The organism is Pseudomonas sp. NCIMB 10586 (assembly GCF_023127895.1).
GTDB lineage: Bacteria > Pseudomonadota > Gammaproteobacteria > Pseudomonadales > Pseudomonadaceae > Aquipseudomonas > Aquipseudomonas synxantha_A.
In genome coordinates this window covers 41,992-60,917 of the sequence record NZ_SPKQ01000013.1, presented here as the reverse complement: position 1 = coordinate 60,917, position 18,926 = coordinate 41,992, and the positions used below count along the sequence as shown (strand labels likewise).

The 18,926-nt window shown below is 60.2% G+C and carries 20 protein-coding genes and 1 pseudogene; 16 read left to right on the top strand and 5 right to left on the bottom strand.

Annotated features, from left to right (window positions below):
- Window positions 1–329 precede the first annotated feature (329 nt).
- The 8 genes from E4P01_RS06765 to E4P01_RS06730 are packed head-to-tail and all read left to right on the top strand — an operon-like array spanning window position 330 to window position 6,483.
- Entirely contained in the window at window positions 330–1,532 is a 1,203-nt protein-coding gene (locus E4P01_RS06765) for a PepSY domain-containing protein (protein ID WP_032876963.1), read from the top strand.
- The gene (locus tag E4P01_RS06760) at window positions 1,529–2,065 is read left to right on the top strand and encodes a thiamine pyrophosphate-binding protein (RefSeq protein WP_216090998.1); all 537 of its coding nucleotides are present in this window, start codon (window positions 1,529–1,531) and stop codon (window positions 2,063–2,065) included. The genes E4P01_RS06765 and E4P01_RS06760 overlap by 4 nt, the downstream gene beginning before the upstream one ends.
- Window positions 2,062–2,385: a hypothetical protein gene (locus E4P01_RS06755; protein WP_005786738.1), complete on the top strand. Its 324-nt coding sequence runs from the start codon at window positions 2,062–2,064 to the stop codon at window positions 2,383–2,385. Before E4P01_RS06760 ends, E4P01_RS06755 begins: the two co-directional genes overlap by 4 nt.
- Window positions 2,382–2,942 (top strand): DUF6162 family protein, encoded by a 561-nt coding sequence (locus E4P01_RS06750; protein ID WP_078820798.1) that lies wholly within the window; start codon window positions 2,382–2,384, stop codon window positions 2,940–2,942. The genes E4P01_RS06755 and E4P01_RS06750 overlap by 4 nt, the downstream gene beginning before the upstream one ends.
- 19 nt (window positions 2,943–2,961) lie before the next feature.
- The gene (locus E4P01_RS06745; RefSeq protein WP_078820797.1) at window positions 2,962–3,882 is read left to right on the top strand and encodes a metal ABC transporter substrate-binding protein; all 921 of its coding nucleotides are present in this window, start codon (window positions 2,962–2,964) and stop codon (window positions 3,880–3,882) included.
- A complete protein-coding gene (locus tag E4P01_RS06740; protein WP_078820796.1) occupies window positions 3,879–4,625 on the top strand; it encodes a metal ABC transporter ATP-binding protein in 747 nt (248 codons plus the stop codon). The genes E4P01_RS06745 and E4P01_RS06740 overlap by 4 nt, the downstream gene beginning before the upstream one ends.
- Window positions 4,622–5,521, top strand: coding sequence for a metal ABC transporter permease (locus E4P01_RS06735; protein ID WP_005786732.1), 900 nt, complete (start codon window positions 4,622–4,624; stop codon window positions 5,519–5,521). The genes E4P01_RS06740 and E4P01_RS06735 overlap by 4 nt, the downstream gene beginning before the upstream one ends.
- Entirely contained in the window at window positions 5,521–6,483 is a 963-nt protein-coding gene (locus tag E4P01_RS06730) for a zinc ABC transporter substrate-binding protein (protein ID WP_216090997.1), read from the top strand. The genes E4P01_RS06735 and E4P01_RS06730 overlap by 1 nt, the downstream gene beginning before the upstream one ends.
- Here E4P01_RS06730 and E4P01_RS06725 read toward each other — a convergent pair.
- Complete coding sequence (locus tag E4P01_RS06725) at window positions 6,464–7,189, bottom strand: UTRA domain-containing protein (protein WP_032876981.1); 726 nt, start codon at window positions 7,187–7,189, stop codon at window positions 6,464–6,466. The genes E4P01_RS06730 and E4P01_RS06725 overlap by 20 nt on opposite strands.
- Before the next feature lie 351 nt (window positions 7,190–7,540).
- Between E4P01_RS06725 and E4P01_RS06720 the strand changes: the two genes are divergently transcribed.
- The 8 genes and pseudogenes from E4P01_RS06720 to E4P01_RS06685 all read left to right on the top strand — a co-directional run.
- Window positions 7,541–8,617: an ABC transporter substrate-binding protein gene (locus E4P01_RS06720; RefSeq protein WP_216090996.1), complete on the top strand. Its 1,077-nt coding sequence runs from the start codon at window positions 7,541–7,543 to the stop codon at window positions 8,615–8,617.
- Between the two features lie 179 nt (window positions 8,618–8,796).
- The gene (locus E4P01_RS06715) at window positions 8,797–9,603 is read left to right on the top strand and encodes an alkaline phosphatase family protein (protein WP_216090995.1); all 807 of its coding nucleotides are present in this window, start codon (window positions 8,797–8,799) and stop codon (window positions 9,601–9,603) included.
- A 5-nt stretch (window positions 9,604–9,608) separates the two neighbouring features.
- Complete coding sequence (locus E4P01_RS06710; RefSeq protein WP_177464543.1) at window positions 9,609–10,445, top strand: ABC transporter permease subunit; 837 nt, start codon at window positions 9,609–9,611, stop codon at window positions 10,443–10,445.
- Window positions 10,432–11,232 carry an ABC transporter permease gene (locus E4P01_RS06705; protein WP_216090994.1) on the top strand — a complete coding sequence of 267 codons (801 nt, stop codon included), beginning with the start codon at window positions 10,432–10,434 and terminating at the stop codon, window positions 11,230–11,232. Before E4P01_RS06710 ends, E4P01_RS06705 begins: the two co-directional genes overlap by 14 nt.
- Window positions 11,229–12,218 carry an ABC transporter ATP-binding protein gene (locus tag E4P01_RS06700; RefSeq protein ID WP_032876992.1) on the top strand — a complete coding sequence of 330 codons (990 nt, stop codon included), beginning with the start codon at window positions 11,229–11,231 and terminating at the stop codon, window positions 12,216–12,218. Before E4P01_RS06705 ends, E4P01_RS06700 begins: the two co-directional genes overlap by 4 nt.
- Window positions 12,219–12,251: 33 nt before the next feature.
- Complete coding sequence (locus tag E4P01_RS06695; RefSeq protein WP_032876994.1) at window positions 12,252–12,905, top strand: HAD family hydrolase; 654 nt, start codon at window positions 12,252–12,254, stop codon at window positions 12,903–12,905.
- Between the two features lie 361 nt (window positions 12,906–13,266).
- The gene (locus E4P01_RS06690; RefSeq protein WP_228309648.1) at window positions 13,267–15,348 is read left to right on the top strand and encodes a carboxy terminal-processing peptidase; all 2,082 of its coding nucleotides are present in this window, start codon (window positions 13,267–13,269) and stop codon (window positions 15,346–15,348) included.
- Between the two features lie 180 nt (window positions 15,349–15,528).
- A pseudogene (locus tag E4P01_RS06685) lies at window positions 15,529–16,569 on the top strand (GGDEF domain-containing protein); the annotation flags it as partial.
- Here the strand turns inward: E4P01_RS06685 and E4P01_RS06680 are convergent.
- From E4P01_RS06680 to E4P01_RS06665, 4 genes are all read right to left on the bottom strand, one after another.
- Window positions 16,566–16,937: a hypothetical protein gene (locus tag E4P01_RS06680; RefSeq protein WP_005786715.1), complete on the bottom strand. Its 372-nt coding sequence runs from the start codon at window positions 16,935–16,937 to the stop codon at window positions 16,566–16,568. The pseudogene E4P01_RS06685 and the gene E4P01_RS06680 overlap by 4 nt on opposite strands.
- Window positions 16,934–17,272, bottom strand: a complete 339-nt coding sequence (locus E4P01_RS06675) for a helix-turn-helix transcriptional regulator (protein ID WP_078820792.1) — start codon at window positions 17,270–17,272, stop codon at window positions 16,934–16,936. The genes E4P01_RS06680 and E4P01_RS06675 overlap by 4 nt, the downstream gene beginning before the upstream one ends.
- Window positions 17,273–17,369: 97 nt before the next feature.
- A complete protein-coding gene (locus E4P01_RS06670; protein WP_005786711.1) occupies window positions 17,370–17,825 on the bottom strand; it encodes a DUF1232 domain-containing protein in 456 nt (151 codons plus the stop codon).
- A 292-nt stretch (window positions 17,826–18,117) separates the two neighbouring features.
- Window positions 18,118–18,858, bottom strand: coding sequence for an FKBP-type peptidyl-prolyl cis-trans isomerase (locus E4P01_RS06665; protein ID WP_005786709.1), 741 nt, complete (start codon window positions 18,856–18,858; stop codon window positions 18,118–18,120).
- Between the last annotated feature and the right edge of the window lie 68 nt (window positions 18,859–18,926).

The following is an 18,926-nucleotide window of genomic DNA, read 5'->3' as shown; positions in this document are numbered from 1 at the left end:
GCACTTCCGCTGAGCCAGGGGCTGGGCGCGAGGCAGTGGCGCTCAAATGCATGGCTGATGACGAAATCACCCAGCGGCATGATCACGTCCCTGGAGGTCAGGCCCGGCCTCACGCAAGCCGCTGAACGCCTGCGGGCTGGTGTATTGCGTGTTCGATCAGCTCTCAAATGCGGCCTGAATGTGAACCTGAAACATTTTCTTTCATATGCGCCTTAGGGATTTCTCATTCTCATTCGTCTTAATTTAGATACAGCCCGTCGCGTCAGCAAAAGCTACGACTGGCCTTTTCCGGGCTTTCATTGCCCCCTTCGCTCAAGACCCTCATTCATATGTCGAAGAAGTCACGCTCCAAACTCTGGTTTCTCGTACATAGCTGGCTGGCGTTGCCCATCTGGTTCTTTGTACTGATCGTCTGTGTCACCGGCACCCTGGCCGTGGTGAGCCAGGAAATCGTGTGGCTGGCCAACCCGGATATCCGTGCGAGCAAGCCGTCGGATGACGCCCAGCCACTGAGCTTTGACCAGGTGATCGCGGCCATCAAGCGCGATGAGCCCAAGGCAATCGTCCAGTCCATCATTCGCCCGGATGAGTCGCACTTCGCCCTGAGCGTCGGCCTCAGCTACCCGGATGGGCGCTCGGTGGACGTCTACGCCAACCCCTATACCGGAGCGATCCAGGGCATCAGCCCCTCGTTCAACTTCCAGCAATTTACCCGCGCGCTGCATGGCTGGTGGCTGGTGCCGTTCACCAATGGGTACAGCTGGGGCTGGTACCTGGTATCCGCGCTGGGCTTGCCACTGCTTGCCTCGCTGATCACCGGGCTGGTGGTGTACAAACGCTTCTGGAAAGGTTTCCTGCGCCCTACCCTGCGTATCCGACACGGTGCGCGGATCTTCTGGGGCGACTTTCACCGCCTGAGCGGCATCTGGTCCATCTGGTTTATCGCGGTCATTTCAATCACCGGCACCTGGTTCCTGATCGAGGCGGCCTTGAGCGACAACCAGATATCCATTTCCAGTGAACCCATCGTGCCGGTGATTGCCCGTGAAAAGGTGCCATTGTCGGCGTCGGGCGTCCCGGCACCGATGATCCCTATCGATAAGGCCATCGACATCGCCGCCGAAAAAATCCCGGGGCTGGACGCCAGCTTTGTGTTCATGCCAAGCAACGCGTACAGCCACCTGCAAATCGGCGGGCGCGGCTGGTACCCGTTGATGTTCCAGACCGCGCAACTGAACCCCTATGACGGTGAAATTGCTGTCTCGAACCTGTTGTCCGACCGCACCCCCCTGGAGTTCGTCACCGAGTCGATGCGCCCGTTGCACACCGGTGACTTCGGCGGCTTGTGGATCAAGTTGATCTGGGCCTTCTTCGGCCTGGTGCTGAGCATGATGGTATTGAGCGGCTTGCTGATCTGGACCAAGCGCACGGCCCTGGCCACCCTCAATGCCCTCAAGCGCGAAGCCAAGACGCAACGTCAGCCCGCTTCTATCCCGGCCATGCACGCCAAAACCTCGGAGGCACAGCGATGAGCAAGGTCGCGACCGTACCGCCATCCCCCCTGCGCGCCTTCTGGCTGAAATGGCGTTTTCACATCAATGTTCTGCTGTTGCTGATACCGCTGGGGTTCACGCCCAAGTACTTCGCCGACGCCGCACTGTTTCGCGGGGATACCGGCATCGGCGAGCGCGTAGCCGGGCAAGTGCAAGTCGGCCCCTGGAGCCTGACCCTGGCCGAGTTCCGCAATGAAGGCCCGAGCCCAAACCCGGCCGGGCCGATGAAATTCTTCAACGCCGCCCTGTGTGACACCTGCGCCAACGAAGTCAAGGCCACCTACCTGCGTATCGGTAAACCCCGCAGCCTGCGCGCCGCCGGGGTGATCTTCTTCGGTACGCCATACCGCATGGGCGCCGCCCTGCCAGTGCCGGAACGCACACCGGTGGACGCCGAAGTCTGGGTGACCATGGAAGGCTGGGACGGCAGCATGCACCAGGGTTCCATCCCGCTGAACCAGGCTTCGCCTGCCACCATTGCCTGGCTGAACAAGCAAGGAGTTAAACCATGACGTTCAAGCGCCTGACCCGCGCCGCACTGTTACTGTGCGCCGGCTTGAGTACCACCGCCTTTGCCCACAACCCGATGTGCGAATGCAAGGAAATCCCCGGCGAGCAGATCCAGTGCAAGGGCGGCTTTTCCGACGGCAGTGGCGCACCCGGCGTGACGCTGGATGTGATCGGCTACGACGAAACCATCCTGGTGCCCGGCAAGCTCGGTGAAGATTCGACCCTGACCTTCAAGAAGCCCGCAGCCGAGTTCTATGTGCTGTTTGATGCAGGCCCCGGCCACGTGGTGGAAATCGACCAAGCGGATATCCAGGCGCAATGAGTACCACACAGGTTGTACGCCCCGCCGGTGCCGGCCATGAAACGCTCTATGTGTTGCTGCTGTGTCTGCTCATCCTGGCGGTGGCGGGTACGGTCGTGGCGCTGCACGGTGAAACCCAGGAAATTGCGGCGCTGCCAAGCCACCAGTTGGACGCCCGCCGTGACCTGAGCGCCGCCGAGCAAGGCATCTACGCCGACCTGCGGGTGACTCTGGATGAAATCCACTTGTTGCAGCAGGAGCAAAGCGCCCTGCCGACACCTGAGCAACTGGCCGACGAAGGCTTCGCCCCCTTTGCCCAGGATGCCAGCTCGGTCAGCCGTGGTGGCCATCGCTGGCAGTTACTCCCCTCGGCAGCCTACCTGGGCTTGAGCCAGGCACCGGCCACCAGCGGCTCGCTGCTGATGCGCGTGCAGGGCGACGAGCCGGATATCTGGCTCAACCGCAGCGTCAATCTTGCCGCCCCCGCCGACCTCACTGACCAGGCACTGATCGCAGCCGGCTGGCAGCAAGTGGTTGCGCAATTCGATGCCGGCGTGACCCGCCAGCATCGTCACTGAACGAGAAGACCGATTGCCCATGTCTATTTCATCACCCCTGTTGCGCCTGTTAGTGGTCAGCTTCCTCAGCCTGCTGCTCGCTCCCCTGGTGAATGCCGAAGCAGCGAAACGCCTGCGTATCGGCATCACCCTCCACCCCTACTACAGCTACGTGGCCAATATCGTCGGCGACAAGGCCGAAGTGGTACCGCTGATCCCGGCCGGCTTCAATCCACACGCCTACGAGCCCCGCGCCGACGACATCAAGCGCATCGGTACCCTGGACGTGATCGTGCTCAACGGGGTTGGCCATGACGACTTCGCCGACCGCATGATCGCCACCAGCGAGCGCCCGGACATCAAGGTGATCGAGGCCAACGCCAACGTGCCGCTGCTGGCGGCCACCGGCAATGCCGCGCGCGGTGCGGGCAAGGTGGTCAACCCGCACACCTTCCTGTCGATCAGTGCATCGATTGCCCAGGTCAACAACATCGCCCGCGAGTTGGGCAAGCTCGATCCGGACAACGCCAAAACCTACACCCAGAACGCCCGCGCCTATGGCAAGCGCCTGCGCCAGATGCGCGCCGACGCCCTGGCCAAGCTGACCAGCGCCCCCAACCCGGACCTGCGCGTTGCCACGGTGCACGCAGCCTACGACTATCTGTTGCGCGAGTTCGGCCTGGAAGTCACCGCAGTGGTAGAACCGGCCCATGGTATCGAGCCAAGCCCCAGCCAGTTGAAGAAAACCATCGATGAACTGCGCGCCCTGGATGTGAAGGTGATCTTTTCGGAGATGGATTTCCCGTCCACCTACGTCGAGACCATCCAGCGTGAATCCGGGGTCAAGCTGTACCCGCTGTCGCATATTTCCTATGGCGACTACAGCGCTGAAAAATACGAAGTGGAAATGACCGGCAACCTCAACACCGTGGTCCGCGCAATCCAGGAGTCAGGGGCATGACCGCGGCGCAACAACTGAACGCCGTCAGCGTCGGCCCGACCCTGAACTTCGACCAGGTCTCGCTGACCCTGGGGCGCACCGTGATCCTCGATGACGTGAATTTCCAGGTACAGCCAGGCAGCATCCATGCGCTGGTCGGTCCGAATGGCGGCGGCAAAAGCTCGCTGATCAAGACCCTGCTCGGCCAAACGCCCCACCAGGGCCGTTTAAGCCTGGAGTGGCCGGCCGCGCCCGGCACCATTGGCTACGTGCCTCAGGCGCTGGAGTTCGACCGCGGCCTGCCGATGACCGTCGACGATTTCATGGCTGCCATGTGCCAACGGCGGCCTGCGTTCCTTGGCCTGTCCCGGCATTACGCAGCGGCGATCGGTGACGCACTTGAGCGCGTCGGCATGCACGACAAACGCAAGCGTCGCATGGGCGCGTTGTCCGGCGGTGAACGCCAGCGCGTGCTGCTGGCCCAGGGCCTGATCCCTGCACCGCAACTGCTGGTGCTGGACGAACCCATGTCGGCCCTTGATGAAGCCGGCATCCAGGTGTTCGAACGGCTGCTCAATGATTGGCGCCTGGCCGGGATCACCGTGCTGTGGATCGAGCACGACCTGGAAGCCGTCGGCCGCCTGGCTGACCGTGTCACCGGCCTGAACCGCCGCGTGCTGTTCGACGCCACGCCAAAAGAGGCGCTGACCCCAGACCGCCTGCTGACCCTGTTCTCCACTCACCCGCGGAGCCCGGCGCAATGAGTTATGAAGCCTTTCGCTTGATGGTCCAGGGCTGGGCGTCTTCCGGTTACCTGCCGGAAGCCCTGGCCTACGGGTTTGTGGTCAACGCCCTGCTCGCCGGCTTGCTGATCGGCCCGGTACTGGGCGGCCTGGGTACCCTGGTGGTGGTCAAGCGCTTTGCGTTTTTCTCCGAAGCGGTCGGCCATGCTGCGCTGACCGGCGTGGCCGTAGGCATCCTGCTGGGCGAACCCTACACCGGGCCCTATGGCAGCCTGTTCGGCTACTGCCTGCTGTTCGGCATCCTGCTCAACTACCTGCGCAATCGTACCGGCCTGGCGCCGGATACCTTGATCGGCGTGTTCCTGTCGGTGTCGCTGGCGCTGGGCGCCAGCCTGCTGCTGATCCTGGCCGGCAAGATCAACGTGCATATCCTCGAAAACGTTTTGTTTGGCTCGGTACTGACGGTCAACGGCAATGACTTGCTGGTACTGGCAATCGTCGGTTCGCTGGTCATGGCCCTGGCATTGCCACTGTACAACCGCATCATGCTCGCCAGCTTCAACCCGCAACTGGCAGCGGTGCGCGGTGTGGCGGTGAAGACGCTGGACTACCTGTTCGTGATCCTGGTGACGCTGATCACCGTGGCTGCGGTCAAGGTGATCGGCGCGATCCTGGTCGGTGCGCTGCTGGTGATCCCTGCCGCCGCGGCGCGCCTGTTGAGCCAATCGCTCAAGGGCTTCTTCTGGGTCTCGGTGCTGATCGCCACTGTGAGTACCCTGTGCGGCATCCTGCTGCCGATCATCTTCGACCTGCCGATCCCGTCCGGCGCCGCAATCATTCTGGTTGCCGGTATCGCCTTCGCCTTCGCCGCCATCGCCCGCGGCACCGTGCCCAGCCTCAAAGGGAATCTTGGATAATGCGCACTGTCTTTCGCCCAATGGCCCTGGCCATCGCTTGCTTGATCAGTACATCGGCACTGGCTGCCGTTGATGGTTTTGACCCGAAGGAATTCAAGGCCAATCACGGCCTCGGCCATGCCGCGCTGACCAAGGCCAAGTCGGTCAAACCGGTCAAGGTGCTGGCCTCGCTGCCCATTACCTACGGTTTGGCCGAAGTGCTGCTCAAGGATACCGACGTGCAACTTGAACGCGCCGCGCCAGCCAACCTACCTGGCTCGCGGCAGGTGTCCTACTTCACCGGCCGCGGCGCGGCGGCACTCAACACCTTGGCGCAGGACGCCGACGCCGCCATCGGCTTGCGCTCGCTGTGGGCCGATGATCCGCTGTACCCCGTGGCACGGCGCAGCAATATCCGCATCGTTGAAGTGGACGCTGCACGCCCGGTGGACGGTGGCTTGCCGGGCATTGCGGTACAACCGGGTGTCACCGATGGCCTCAACAGCCAACCCTGGCAATCGAGCAACAATCTGGGCCGTATGGCCGATGTATTGGCCGCCGACCTGAGCCGTCTCGCCCCAGGCGCCAAACCAAAGATCGATACCAACCTGGCGGCACTCAAGCAACGCCTGCTCAAGCTCACCGCCGACAGCGAGGCGCGCCTGGCCAAGGCCGATAACCTGAGTGTGGTCAGCTTGAGCGATCACTTTGCCTATTTGATCAGCAGCTTGAACCTGGAACTGGTCAGCACCGATGCTCGCCCAGACGCAGACTGGACGCCTGAAGCGCTGCAAAAACTCAGTGCGCAGCTCAAGGACAACGAAGTGGCGGTGGTGTTGCACCATCGTCAGCCGAGTGAAGTGGTAAAAGCAGCTGTCACTGCAGGTGGCTCCACACTGCTGGTGTTGAATGTGGACGGCGCCGAACCGGTAACAGAGTTGCAAACCAATGTGGATCAGGTGATCAAGGCGCTGACGCCATAACGTCTACCCCCACATGAATCGCATCATGGCGCCAGAACTCCAGGTCGCAGTCGATCAAACGCTGGTGCTGGTCATAGTTGACCCGGGCGATGCGCAAGCCCGGGCTGCCCACCGAGACGCGCAGCGCAGCGGCCGCTTCCACCGGCAGTGAGGTCGGCACAATCTCGAAACGCACCCGCCCGTAGTGCAAGTCATATTTGCTGGCATACAGCTCAGTCATCGACTGATTCAAATCACACGCCAGGATCCCCGGAAAATACTGCGGGTTCAGGTAGTGCTCCACGTACAACACCAGGCGTCCGTCAATCCTGCGGCCCCGGCAAATCTGGATCACGCTCGACAACGCCGGCAACTGCAACCACGCGCACACCGCCGCCGACGCCGGTTGCAAGCGTGCGGAAATGACCTGCGTGGAAGCCTCACGCCCCTGGTCGCTGACCATCGCGTGAAAGTGGCTGCGCTGCATCAGGTTATAGGCCAGCCGCGGTGGCGAGACGAACCAGCCCCGGCGCTCTTCGCGATAAATCTGTCCTTGGGCCTCCAGTTGTAACAAGGCTTCCCGCACGGTAATGCGGGTGGTACCAAACAACTCGCTGAGCTTGCGCTCGGCGGGCAATTTGCTGGCTGGCGGCAACAGGCCGTGGTCGATCTGCTCTTGCAGCGCCAGGCCGATGGAAGTTACCGCCTTGATTGCCTCATCCCGCATCAACGTTACCTATCTGGACTAGACCAGCACCGTTCAGGTGCACAAATCGCGCTCTATCTGGGCTTTTGCTGCTGCGAGCCAGCCTAGGCATTACAGATGACCGACAGATGACAGCCGGTATCCACCGCCTGCACCACACCCTGCAATACATCGGCCAAGTCCAGGGCCTGCGGGCTGTTGGGCATGGTCTACGCTAAGTCTGAACTGAGCGACACCCGTGCTTCAAAAACGACATCGACATGAAACTGTCATCCATCGGGCCTAAATTGGCTCAGGTATTGCTGACCTAGACCACACCCTCGCCAACGTTCGTATAAGACGCCGCGTGTAAAACGCCCAAAGGAGCTTCGGATGAAACAGCTTTTCCTGGCATCACTGTTAGGCTCGACCATTGCCATGTGCACCGCCGCCATGGCCGCTGATACCGATATAAAAACACTGGAAGCCGCCGCCAAGGCGGAAGGCGCCGTCAACAGCGTCGGCATGCCCGATGATTGGGCCAACTGGAAAGGCACCTGGGAAGACCTGGCCAAGACCTACGGCCTCAAGCACATCGACACCGACATGAGTTCGGCCCAGGAAATCGCCAAGTTCAAAGCCGAAAAAGACAACGCCAGTGCCGATATCGGTGACGTGGGCGCAGCCTTCGGCCCGATCGCGGTGAAGCAGGAAGTCACCCAGCCATACAAACCCTCCACCTGGGCGCAGGTTCCGGATTGGGCAAAAGACAAGGACGGTCACTGGGCCCTGGCCTATACCGGCACCATCGCGTTTATCGTCAACAAAAAACTGCTGCACGGCTCCGAAGTCCCGACCAGTTGGGCCGACCTGCAAACCGGCAAATACAAGGTGTCGGTGGGTGATGTAAGCACCGCAGCCCAAGCCTCCAATGCGGTACTCGCCGCCGCTATCGCCAACAAGGGCGACGAGAAAAACATCGCACCGGGCCTGCAGTTTTTCACCAGGATCGCCCAGCAAGGTCGCCTCTCACTGTCCAACCCGACCATCGCCACCATGGAAAAAGGCGAAGTCGAAGTTGGCATTGTCTGGGACTTCAACGGCCTGAGCTACAAAGCCAAGATGGCCAACCCGGATGACTACGTGGTGCTGATTCCATCGGATGGCTCGGTGAAATCGGGCTACACCACCATCATCAACAAATACGCCAAGCACCCGAACGCCGCCAAGCTGACCCGCGAATACATCTTCAGCGATGCCGGCCAACTCAACCTGGCCAAGGGCAATGCGCGTCCGATCCGTGCGGAAACCGACCTGAAGCTGCCGGCCGATATCGCCAAGAACCTGATCCCGGGCGAGCAATACACCAAGGCCAACCCGCAGCCGATCAAAGATGCCGATGCCTGGGAAGCGACGTCCAAGAAGCTTCCGCAGATGTGGAACGAGCAGGTCATCGTAGAGATGAAGTAATCGGTCTCTCTGATCGAAGTGCGGTCAGTGTGGGAGCTGGCTTGCCTGCGATAGCGGTCTGACATTCAACATTGGTGTCCACTGATACACCGCCATCGCAGGCAAGCCAGCTCCCACATTTGATCCGGTTTCAACCGAAAAAACGATATCTGCCCATCTGTCGCGGAGCCCCAGCCCCCATGAAGCACACTGTCATCCTTGTCGTGCTCGACGGCCTGAACTTCGAGGTCGCCCAGCACGCCATGGGACACTTGCAGGCCTACGTCGGCGCAGGACGCGCAGCCCTCTACAAACTGGAATGCGAACTGCCCGCCCTGTCCCGCCCGTTGTATGAATGCATCCTCACCGGCGTGCCACCGATTGACAGCGGCATTGTCCATAACAACGTCTCGCGCCTGTCCAACCAGCGCAGCATTTTCAATTACGCCACCGACGCCGGCTTGAGCACCGCTGCGGCGGCTTACCACTGGGTCAGCGAGTTGTATAACCGCACGCCCTTTCTCGCCGCCCGCGATCGTCACACCGACAACAAGGCACTGGCGATCCAGCACGGGCATTTCTACTGGACTGACCACTATCCGGATTCCCATCTGTTCGCCGATGCCGAGAGCCTGCGGCTCAAGCACGCGCCCAACTTTTTGCTGGTGCATCCGATGAATATCGACGATGCCGGCCACAAGCATGGCCTCGACACCCCGCAATACCGCAACAGCGCCCGTTCGGCCGACATTATCCTGGCCGACTACCTGCAAGGCTGGCTCGACGCCGGCTACCAGGTGCTGGTCACGGCCGACCACGGCATGAACAACGACCGCTCTCACAACGGCCTATTGCCGCAAGAGCGCGAAGTGCCGCTGTTTGTCCTCGGTGACGCCTTCAGCCTGGATGCTGACGCCGCGCCGAAACAAACCGATCTGTGCGGTACCGTCTGCGAGCTGCTTGGCGTGCCGCACGACAAACCGGTGTGCCGGGAGTTGCTCAAGTGAATTCGATGACCCGCGGCAAATGGCTGGCCCTGCTGTGCCTGGTGCCCTTCGCACTGTTCTTTATCGTGTTCGAGATCGCGCCGCTGGTATGGGTGCTGATCAACAGCCTGCAAACCGAAGAGGCCGGTTGGGGCCTGGAAAACTTCACACGGATCTTCAGTTCGAAGTTCTACCGGCAGGCGATTCAGTTTAGCCTGGAGATCAGTTTCTACTCCAGCATCTTCGGCATCGTCATCGCCACCTTGGGCAGTTATTCGTTGCGCCGGGTGGATTCGCCGCTGCGCAACTTCGTCACGGCCTTTGCCAACATGACCAGCAACTTCTCCGGCGTGCCCCTGGCCTTCGCGTTCATCATCCTGCTGGGCTTCAACGGCAGCATCACCATCATGCTCAAGCAGGCCGGGATCATTCAGGACTTCAACCTGTACTCCAAGACCGGCTTGATCATCCTCTACACCTACTTCCAGATTCCTCTTGGTGTGCTGTTGCTCTACCCGGCCTTTGATGCATTGCGCGAAGACTGGCGTGAGTCGGCTGCGCTGCTCGGCGCCAATGGCTGGCAGTTCTGGCGACATATCGGCTTGCCGGTGCTCACCCCTGCCCTGCTTGGCACTTTCGTAATCCTGTTGGCCAACGCCCTTGGCGCCTACGCCACGGTCTACGCCCTGACCACCGGCAACTTCAACGTGCTGCCGATCCGCATCGCGGGGCTGGTCTCTGGTGATGTGTCGCTGGACCCGAACATGGCCAGCGCCCTGGCCGTGGTACTGGTGGCGCTGATGACGGTGGTCACCGTGGTCCATCAACTGCTGCTCAAGAGGAGCTACCATGTCTCGCGCTGATGCCGGCCCGGCCTCCCTCTACCATCGGGTAGTGGTGTACCTGCTGTTCCTTATTCTGGTACTGCCGCTGATCGGCACCTTTGTCTACTCGATCTCCAGCAGTTGGTCGGCGACTATCCTGCCCGCCGGATTCAGCGTGAAATGGTACGTACAGCTGTGGAGCGACCCGCGCTTTCTGATGGCGTTCGGGCAATCGTTGCTGGTGTGTGTGGGCGCGTTGATCCTTTCGGTGGTATTGATTTTGCCGCTGCTGTTCGTGGTGCATTACCACTTTCCCAAGCTTGATGCGCTGATGAACATTCTGATTCTGCTGCCCTTCGCGGTGCCGCCGGTGGTGTCTTCAGTCGGTTTGCTGCAACTGTACGGTTCCGGGCCGTTGGCGATGGTGGGTACGCCGTGGATTCTGATCGGCTGCTACTTCACCGTGGCGCTGCCGTTCATGTACCGGGCGATCACCAACAACCTGCAAGCCATCAACCTGCGCGACCTGATGGACGCCTCGCAACTGCTCGGCGCCAGCACCTGGCAAGCGGCGATCCTGGTGGTGCTGCCTAACCTGCGCAAAGGCCTGATGGTGGCATTGCTGTTGTCGTTCTCGTTCCTGTTCGGTGAGTTCGTGTTCGCCAACATCCTCGTCGGCACGCGCTACGAGACCCTGCAGGTGTACCTCAACAACATGCGCAACAGCAGCGGCCACTTCACCAGTGCCATTGTGATCTCCTATTTCTTCTTTGTGCTGGTGCTGACCTGGGCCGCCAATATCTTGAACAAGGACAAAAGCCAATGAGCTTCGTCAGCGTCCAACATCTGCAAAAAAGCTACACCGGCACGCCAGTGTTCAGCGATATCAACTGTGAAATCGCCAAGGGCGAGTTCGTCACCCTGCTCGGCCCGTCCGGTTGCGGCAAGTCCACCCTGCTGCGTTGCATCGCGGGGTTAACCTCGGTAGACAGCGGCACAATCCTGCTGGATGGGCAGGACATCGTGCCCCTGAGCCCGCAGAAACGTCAGATCGGCATGGTGTTCCAGAGCTACGCGCTGTTCCCCAACATGACCGTGGAACAGAACGTCGCGTTCGGCCTGCGCATGCAAAAGGTCAACGCCGACGACAGCCACAAGCGCGTGCAGGAAGTGCTGCAATTGGTTGAGCTAACGGAACTGGCCGGCCGCTATCCGCACCAGATGTCCGGCGGCCAGTGCCAGCGCGTCGCCCTCGCCCGCTCCCTGGTGACCCGCCCGCGCCTGCTGTTGCTCGATGAACCGCTGTCGGCATTGGATGCACGTATTCGCAAGCACTTGCGCGAACAGATCCGCCAGATCCAGCGCGAACTGGGGCTGACCACGATTTTCGTGACCCATGACCAGGAAGAAGCCCTGACCATGTCCGACCGCATCTTTTTGATGAACCAGGGCAAGATCGTGCAGAGCGGCGATGCCGAAACCCTCTATACCGCCCCGGTGGATGTGTTTGCCGCCGGTTTTATCGGCAACTACAACCTGCTCGATGCCGACAAGGCCAGCCAGTTGTTGCAACGGCCAATCAAGGGGCGCATTGCCATTCGCCCCGAGGCCATCGAGTTGAGCCGCAGCGGCGAGCTCGATGCGCTGGTGCGCAGCCACAGCTTGCTGGGTAACGTGATTCGCTACCGCATCGAAGCCCGTGGCGTGGAATTGGTGGTCGACGTGCTCAATCGCTCGGCCGACGACCTGCACCCGGACGGCCAGCGCCTGGCACTTTCCATCGACCCCAGCGCCCTGTGTGAAGTAGCCTGACAGGCAGCGACCTATTGAGAGAGAACATGACGGATGGCATTGGTAATTTTTGATCTGGACGACACCCTGATCCACGGCGACTGCGCCACCCTGTGGAGCGAACAGATGGGCCGCCTGGGCTGGGTAGACCCTGAGTCTTTCATGCGCAGGAACAACGAATTGATGGACGCCTACAGCCGAGGCGAGTTGCGCATGGAAGACTTCATGGACTTCAGCCTGGAGCCGATGATCGGCCGCACCCCGGAAGAAATCGAGCATCTGGTGGAGCCGTGGGTTGAGGACGTGATCGAGCCGCTGATCTATAGCGACGCCACCAAGACCATCGCCCGCCACCGTGCGAATGGCGACCGGATCCTGGTGATTTCCGCCTCGGGCACTCACCTGGTCACGCCGATTGCGGCGCGTATCGGTATTGAAGAAGTGTTGGGGATTAACCTGGACGTCGGCCACGGCGTGTACAGCGGCAGCACCGTAGGCGTGCTGACCTATCGTGAAGGCAAGATCACGCGCCTGCTGGAATGGCTGGAGCAGGAAGGAGAAACGCTGGAGGGGGCGTATTTCTACTCGGATTCGCGCAATGACTTGCCGCTGCTGCTCAAGGTGGATCACCCGCAGGTAGTGAACCCGGACCCGGTGTTGCGCGCCCATGCCGAACAGGCCGGCTGGCCGATCCACCACTGGACCTGAATCAATAGAGATCAACCTGTGGGAGCTGGCTTGCCTGCGATAGCGGTGCAACAGTGAAGAATTCTTCATCTGGTGCACCGCTATCGCAGGCAAGCCAGCTCCCACACTGACTGCATTTCAATCCAGGATTCGGTCAGGCTGTTGGCAATATGGACTACATCGAATGTAGGACTGGGTTCTTCTAACCCTCCACATGCCCCTCAACGCCTTGCAATGCTTTCACAGTGCCTCCATAGTGAGTCTGGACTGAGCCCGTAGCAGTAGCGTCGGGCTTTTTGCATTATGCGACCGGACCATATGGAACCGGCTCCCTCAAAGACGGCCTAATATGCGTTATCAATTGCCCCCGCGTCGAATCAGCATGAAGCATCTGTTCCCCAGCACCGCCCTCGCTTTTTTCATTGGTCTCGGCTTCGCGTCGATGTCGACCAATACGTTCGCAGCCAATAGCTGGGACAACCTTCAGCCTGATCGCGATGAGGTGATTGCCAGCCTTAACGTTGTCGAGTTGCTCAAGCGCCATCACTACAGCAAGCCGCCGCTGGACGACGCTCGCTCGGTGATCATCTACGACAGCTACCTCAAGCTGCTGGATCCGTCGCGCAGCTACTTCCTGGCCAGCGATATCGCTGAGTTCGACAAGTGGAAGACGCAGTTCGACGACTTCCTCAAAGGCGGCGACCTGCAGCCCGGCTTCACCATCTACAAGCGTTACCTGGACCGCGTCAAAGCGCGTCTGGACTTCGCCCTGGGTGAGCTGAACAAAGGCATCGACAAGCTCGACTTCACCCAGAAGGAAACCCTTCTGGTGGATCGCAAGGATGCCCCTTGGCTGACCAGCACGGCAGCGCTGGACGACCTGTGGCGCAAACGCGTCAAGGACGAAGTGCTGCGCTTGAAGATCGCCGGCAAAGAGCCCAAGGCCATTCAGGAACTGTTGACCAAGCGCTACAAGAATCAGTTGGCGCGCCTGGACCAGACCCGTGCCGAAGATATCTTCCAGGCCTACATCAACACCTTCGCGATGTCCTACGACCCGCACACCAATTATCTGTCGCCGGATAACGCGGAAAACTTTGATATCAACATGAGTCTGTCCCTGGAAGGCATTGGTGCCGTCCTGCAAAGCGACAATGACCAGGTCAAGATCGTACGTTTGGTACCGGCAGGTCCGGCGGACAAGACCAAGCAGGTCGCCCCGGCAGACAAGATCATTGGCGTGGCCCAGGCCGACAAAGAGATGGTCGATGTGGTCGGCTGGCGCCTGGACGAAGTGGTCAAGCTGATCCGTGGCCCCAAAGGCAGCGTGGTGCGCCTGGAAGTGATTCCGCACACCAACGCACCGAACGACCAGACCAGCAAGATCGTGTCAATCACCCGTGAAGCGGTGAAGCTCGAAGACCAGGCGGTGCAGAAGAAAGTCCTCAACCTCAAGCAGGATGGCAAGGACTACAAGCTGGGCGTGATTGAGATCCCGGCCTTCTACCTGGACTTCAAGGCGTTCCGTGCCGGTGACCCGGACTACAAGTCCACCACCCGCGACGTGAAGAAGATCCTGACGGAACTGCAGAAAGAAAAAGTCGACGGCGTGGTCATCGACCTGCGCAACAACGGCGGCGGCTCCCTGCAAGAAGCCACCGAGCTGACCAGCCTGTTTATCGACAAAGGCCCAACCGTGTTGGTCCGCAATGCTGATGGGCGTGTCGACGTGTTGGAAGACGAGAACCCGGGCGCCTTCTACAAGGGGCCGATGGCGTTGCTGGTCAACCGTCTCTCGGCCTCGGCTTCAGAGATTTTCGCCGGCGCCATGCAGGACTATCACCGTGCGCTGATCATCGGCGGCCAGACTTTCGGCAAGGGCACCGTGCAGACCATTCAGCCGCTGAACCATGGCGAGCTGAAACTGACGCTGGCCAAGTTCTACCGGGTTTCCGGGCAGAGCACCCAGCATCAGGGCGTGCTGCCGGATATCGATTTCCCGTCGATTATCGACACCAAGGAAATCGGCGAAAGCGCACTGCCTGAAGCCATGCCATGGGACACCATCCGCCCTGCGATCAAGCCGGCGTCGGATCCGTTCAAGCCGTTCCTGACGCAGTTGAAGGCAGACCACGACACCCGCTCTGCCAAGGATGCCGAGTTCGTGTTTATCCGCGACAAGCTGGCCCTGGCCAAGAAGCTGATGGAAGAGAAAACCGTCAGCCTCAACGAAGCGGATCGCCGTGCACAGCACTCCAGCATCGAGAATCAGCAATTGGTGCTGGAAAACACTCGCCGCAAAGCCAAGGGTGAAGATCCGCTCAAAGAGCTGAAGAAAGAAGATGAAGATGCCTTGCCGACCGAAGCGGATAAAACCAAACCGGAAGATGATGCCTACTTGGCCGAGACTGGCCGGATCCTCCTCGACTACCTGAAGATCACCAAGCAGGTGGCCAAGCAGTAAATGATGGCAATTTAATGTGACCGCTCCACGCAGTGTCATCATATAGACATCATTCTGTCGTGAAATGAAAGGACCGCAGGCTTAACGCCTGCGGTCCTTTTTTTTCGATCGAGATCGCCATGACCGTGACCGAACCGCTGAATGCATTGGGCTCAATCCTGGCTCAAGGCAGTTTGCACACCGCAGGAAGCGCGCCTGATGTTGCCCAAGCCGGATAACACCACGACTGCCCTCAGCGATGAAGGCAGCGACCTCAGCGCCCTGCTGAACGAACAGCCAGCGGTGGATCAAGACACCGCCACGGCTCAAGTGCTGGAAGCGTTCCATCACCAGGCCAATCTCAATTCACTGGCGGTGCTGGATGGCGGCGGTCGCCCGATTGGAATTGTGCACCGACACTCGCTGTCGGACGCGCTGCTCAAGCCGTTCGCGACCGACTTGTTTGCGCGCAAACCGATCAGCCGCTTGATGAGCGATGATTTCCTGGCGGTGGAGTTGAGCCAGTCCTTGCAACAGGTCAGCCGTTTATTGACCAGCCGCGCACGGCAGCGCATCGAAGAAGATTTCATCATCACGTTGAACGGTGACTATCTGGGCCTGGGCCGGGTGATCGACGTGCTCAAGCTGATCACCGAACTGAAAATCCAGCAGGCGCGCTACGCCAACCCGCTGACTTTGCTGCCAGGCAACGTACCGATCCAGCAATGCCTGGCTCGGCTGTTGCAGCAACAGCGCGAGTCGCTGATCTGTTATGTGGATATCGACAGTTTCAAGCCGTTCAACGATATCTACGGCTACGGGCGTGGGGATGAAGTGCTGCTGTGCCTGGCGCAATGCCTGAACGACCAGGTAGACCCCAGCCGCGACTTTGTCGGGCATATTGGCGGCGATGACTTTTTGCTGGTGCTGGGCCCGCAGGATTGGCGCAAGCGGCTCAACCAGTTGCTGGACGACTTCCATACCCAATGCCGACGCTTTTACCGCGCCGAGCACGTGGATGCTGGTTGTTTCGTGTCACTCAACCGTCAGGGCGTGCGCCAGGAGTTCGCCTTGCTATCGCTGTCTATCGGTGTGGTGCATCTGTATCCACAGGCCTGTGCGCAACTCGATGCCAGCCAGTTGGCAGAACTGGCCTCGCAAGCCAAGCACCATGCCAAGGACGTGGCCGGCTACAGCATCCATGTGATCGACAGCCTGGACATGTACTCAGCAGCGCTTTAAGCCTCGGCGGACTCCGGGTATTCGTACTCGAACACCCGCACCACTTCCGAAGCGTGCCAGGACGCAGCCGCCACGCCATCGGAGGGTCCACTGAAGCGCCCTAGACGCTCCACACACTCAAAGAACCCGGTACGTGGCAGGCGGCTGGCACCCTGGCTGATCACCAGGGAACTGCGCAGCGGCTGCTCGGCCTTGGCATCCAGCGCCGCCAGGTGCTCCAGGGCAGCCGCCAGGGTCTGCATGGCTGGCGTCGGAAATTGCAGGCGCTCAAGCAGCGCCCGGTACGTCAACAAATGGCGCTGGCGACGCGCCTGATCCAATTCGTTGAGCAACCCATCCCAGTGTTGACGGCTGATACGTAGGCTCAAGACTCATCCCTCCAACCTGCCACGCCCAATTCCCAGGCCAGGCTGCGGCGAATGGCGGCATCCGGCTGGCGTTCACCACTTTCAATCAAACCAAGGTACGAGGGGCTGATCCCCACCGTGCGTGCCAGGGTCTCGATAGCCAGGCCCTTGGCTTCACGCAGGCCGCGCAGGTCTGCGAGCGGGCGCAGGTCCTGGTCGATGGCGGTAGAGGCGGCAGGAGAAGAAGCGGGTGTAGGTGGCTGCTGACCGGCAGCTCTTAGCAGTGCCTGGTACTGGTCCCATGGCAACACCGCATATTCGGGTGCGCCATCGCGTGAAATGATCTGAATATCCATGACTGCCCCGTAGGATAAAAACACTTACTAAGTAAGTTCTTTCCTTAGAAGTGTAATCCTAACAGCCGCGAAGGTCGCTGGGGGATCCCCGGCATCATTAGTTTTTTTGTGGGTTTTCCTGGGCCAGCAGCTCAGGCGTTGCAGGGAGGCGCTCAACCACCGCGAGTTTTTCCGGGCGTTGCGCATCCCGCCAGGCGCGAAAGGCGCTCAGTTCGCCGCTCAGGGTCTTCATGACCCATGCCAGCACCGCGATGTCGTCGAACATGCCGAACATCGGGATGAAGTCCGGGATCGCGTCAATCGGGCTCAGAAAGTACATCAACCCCGCCACCACCGAGATCAACGCCTTGGGGCTGATCGCTCGGTATTCGCCGCGCCAGTAAGCCAGGCAAAGGGCTTGGAGCAATTTGAGATCATCCTTGAGCTGGCCCAGGCGATTGCCCTGGCTTGAGCCTTTGGCCGCAACGGCAAACAGCAAGGTCGGCAAACGTCCACGGCCCAGCAGACGCGCGGCCATGGGCAGAAAACGGGTGAAGTTGAAGGGTGGTTTCATCAGGCACTCCAGTTCCAGGCGAGGTAAAAGGTTATCCACACAAATTGTGGATAACCTTGTGAACAGAGCCTGTTTTATCAGCTGAAAGCCACGGTCTATAAGGCTTACAGTCAGATCGGGCGTTTTTTGCGCACATAAAAAAAAACCCAAGATTTCATTGACTTGGCCTGTATGTGCGGCTACCCGTGCTCGAGTCTTACATCAGACTGCGCGCAATGCTGCGGGTTCTATCGGATTTACCCAGAAACAACAACGCCCCGTCGAGACGGGGCGTTGTGTGTTCAGGCGCCGATTACTTCTTGGCGGCTGGTGCAGCAGGTGCGTCAGCAGCTTCTGCCTTGGCTGGGTCCTTGATGCCCAGCAGTTCCAGGTCGAATACCAGCACGGAGTTGGCTGGAATCGCCGGGCTCGGGCTCTGGGCGCCGTAGGCCAGGTCGGACGGGATGTACAGCTCGACCTTCTCGCCAACGTGCATCAGTTGCAGGCCTTCGACCCAACCCGGGATCACGCCGCTGACCGGCAGGTCAATCGGGCTGCCGCGATCCACGGAGCTGTCAAAGGTGGTGCCGTTGGTGAGCTTGCCGGTGTAGTGAACAGTCACCACGTCGGTTGGCTTGGGCTGTGCGCCGTCGGCCTTCTTCACGATCTTGTACTGCAGACCGGAAGCGGTGGTGACGACGCCGTCTTTCTTGGCGTTGTCTTCGAGGAATTTCTTGCCGGCAGCTGCCGACTCTTCGCTCATTTTGGTCATGCGCTCTTCGGCACGCTTTTGCAGCGCGGCGAAGGCTTCAACCAGCTCGTCATCTTTGAGCTTCTGCTCTTTCTTGCCGACAGCATCTTCGATGCCTTGGGCTACCGCTTTGGAGTCCAGGTCATCCATGCCTTCTTGGGCAAGGCTCTTGCCCATGTTCAGGCCGATGCCGTAGGAAGCTTTTTGCGCCGGGGTTTTCAGCTCTACGCTGGTCTGCGAATCACAACCCGCAAGTACCAGGCTAACCAGGGCCACCGCCGCCGCCAACCGATGCTGTTTCATGCTATTTCCTTGTTCATGCGCCAAAAGGGCATTCGAATAAAGTCGCGAGCTTATCAGGCGGCCACGAC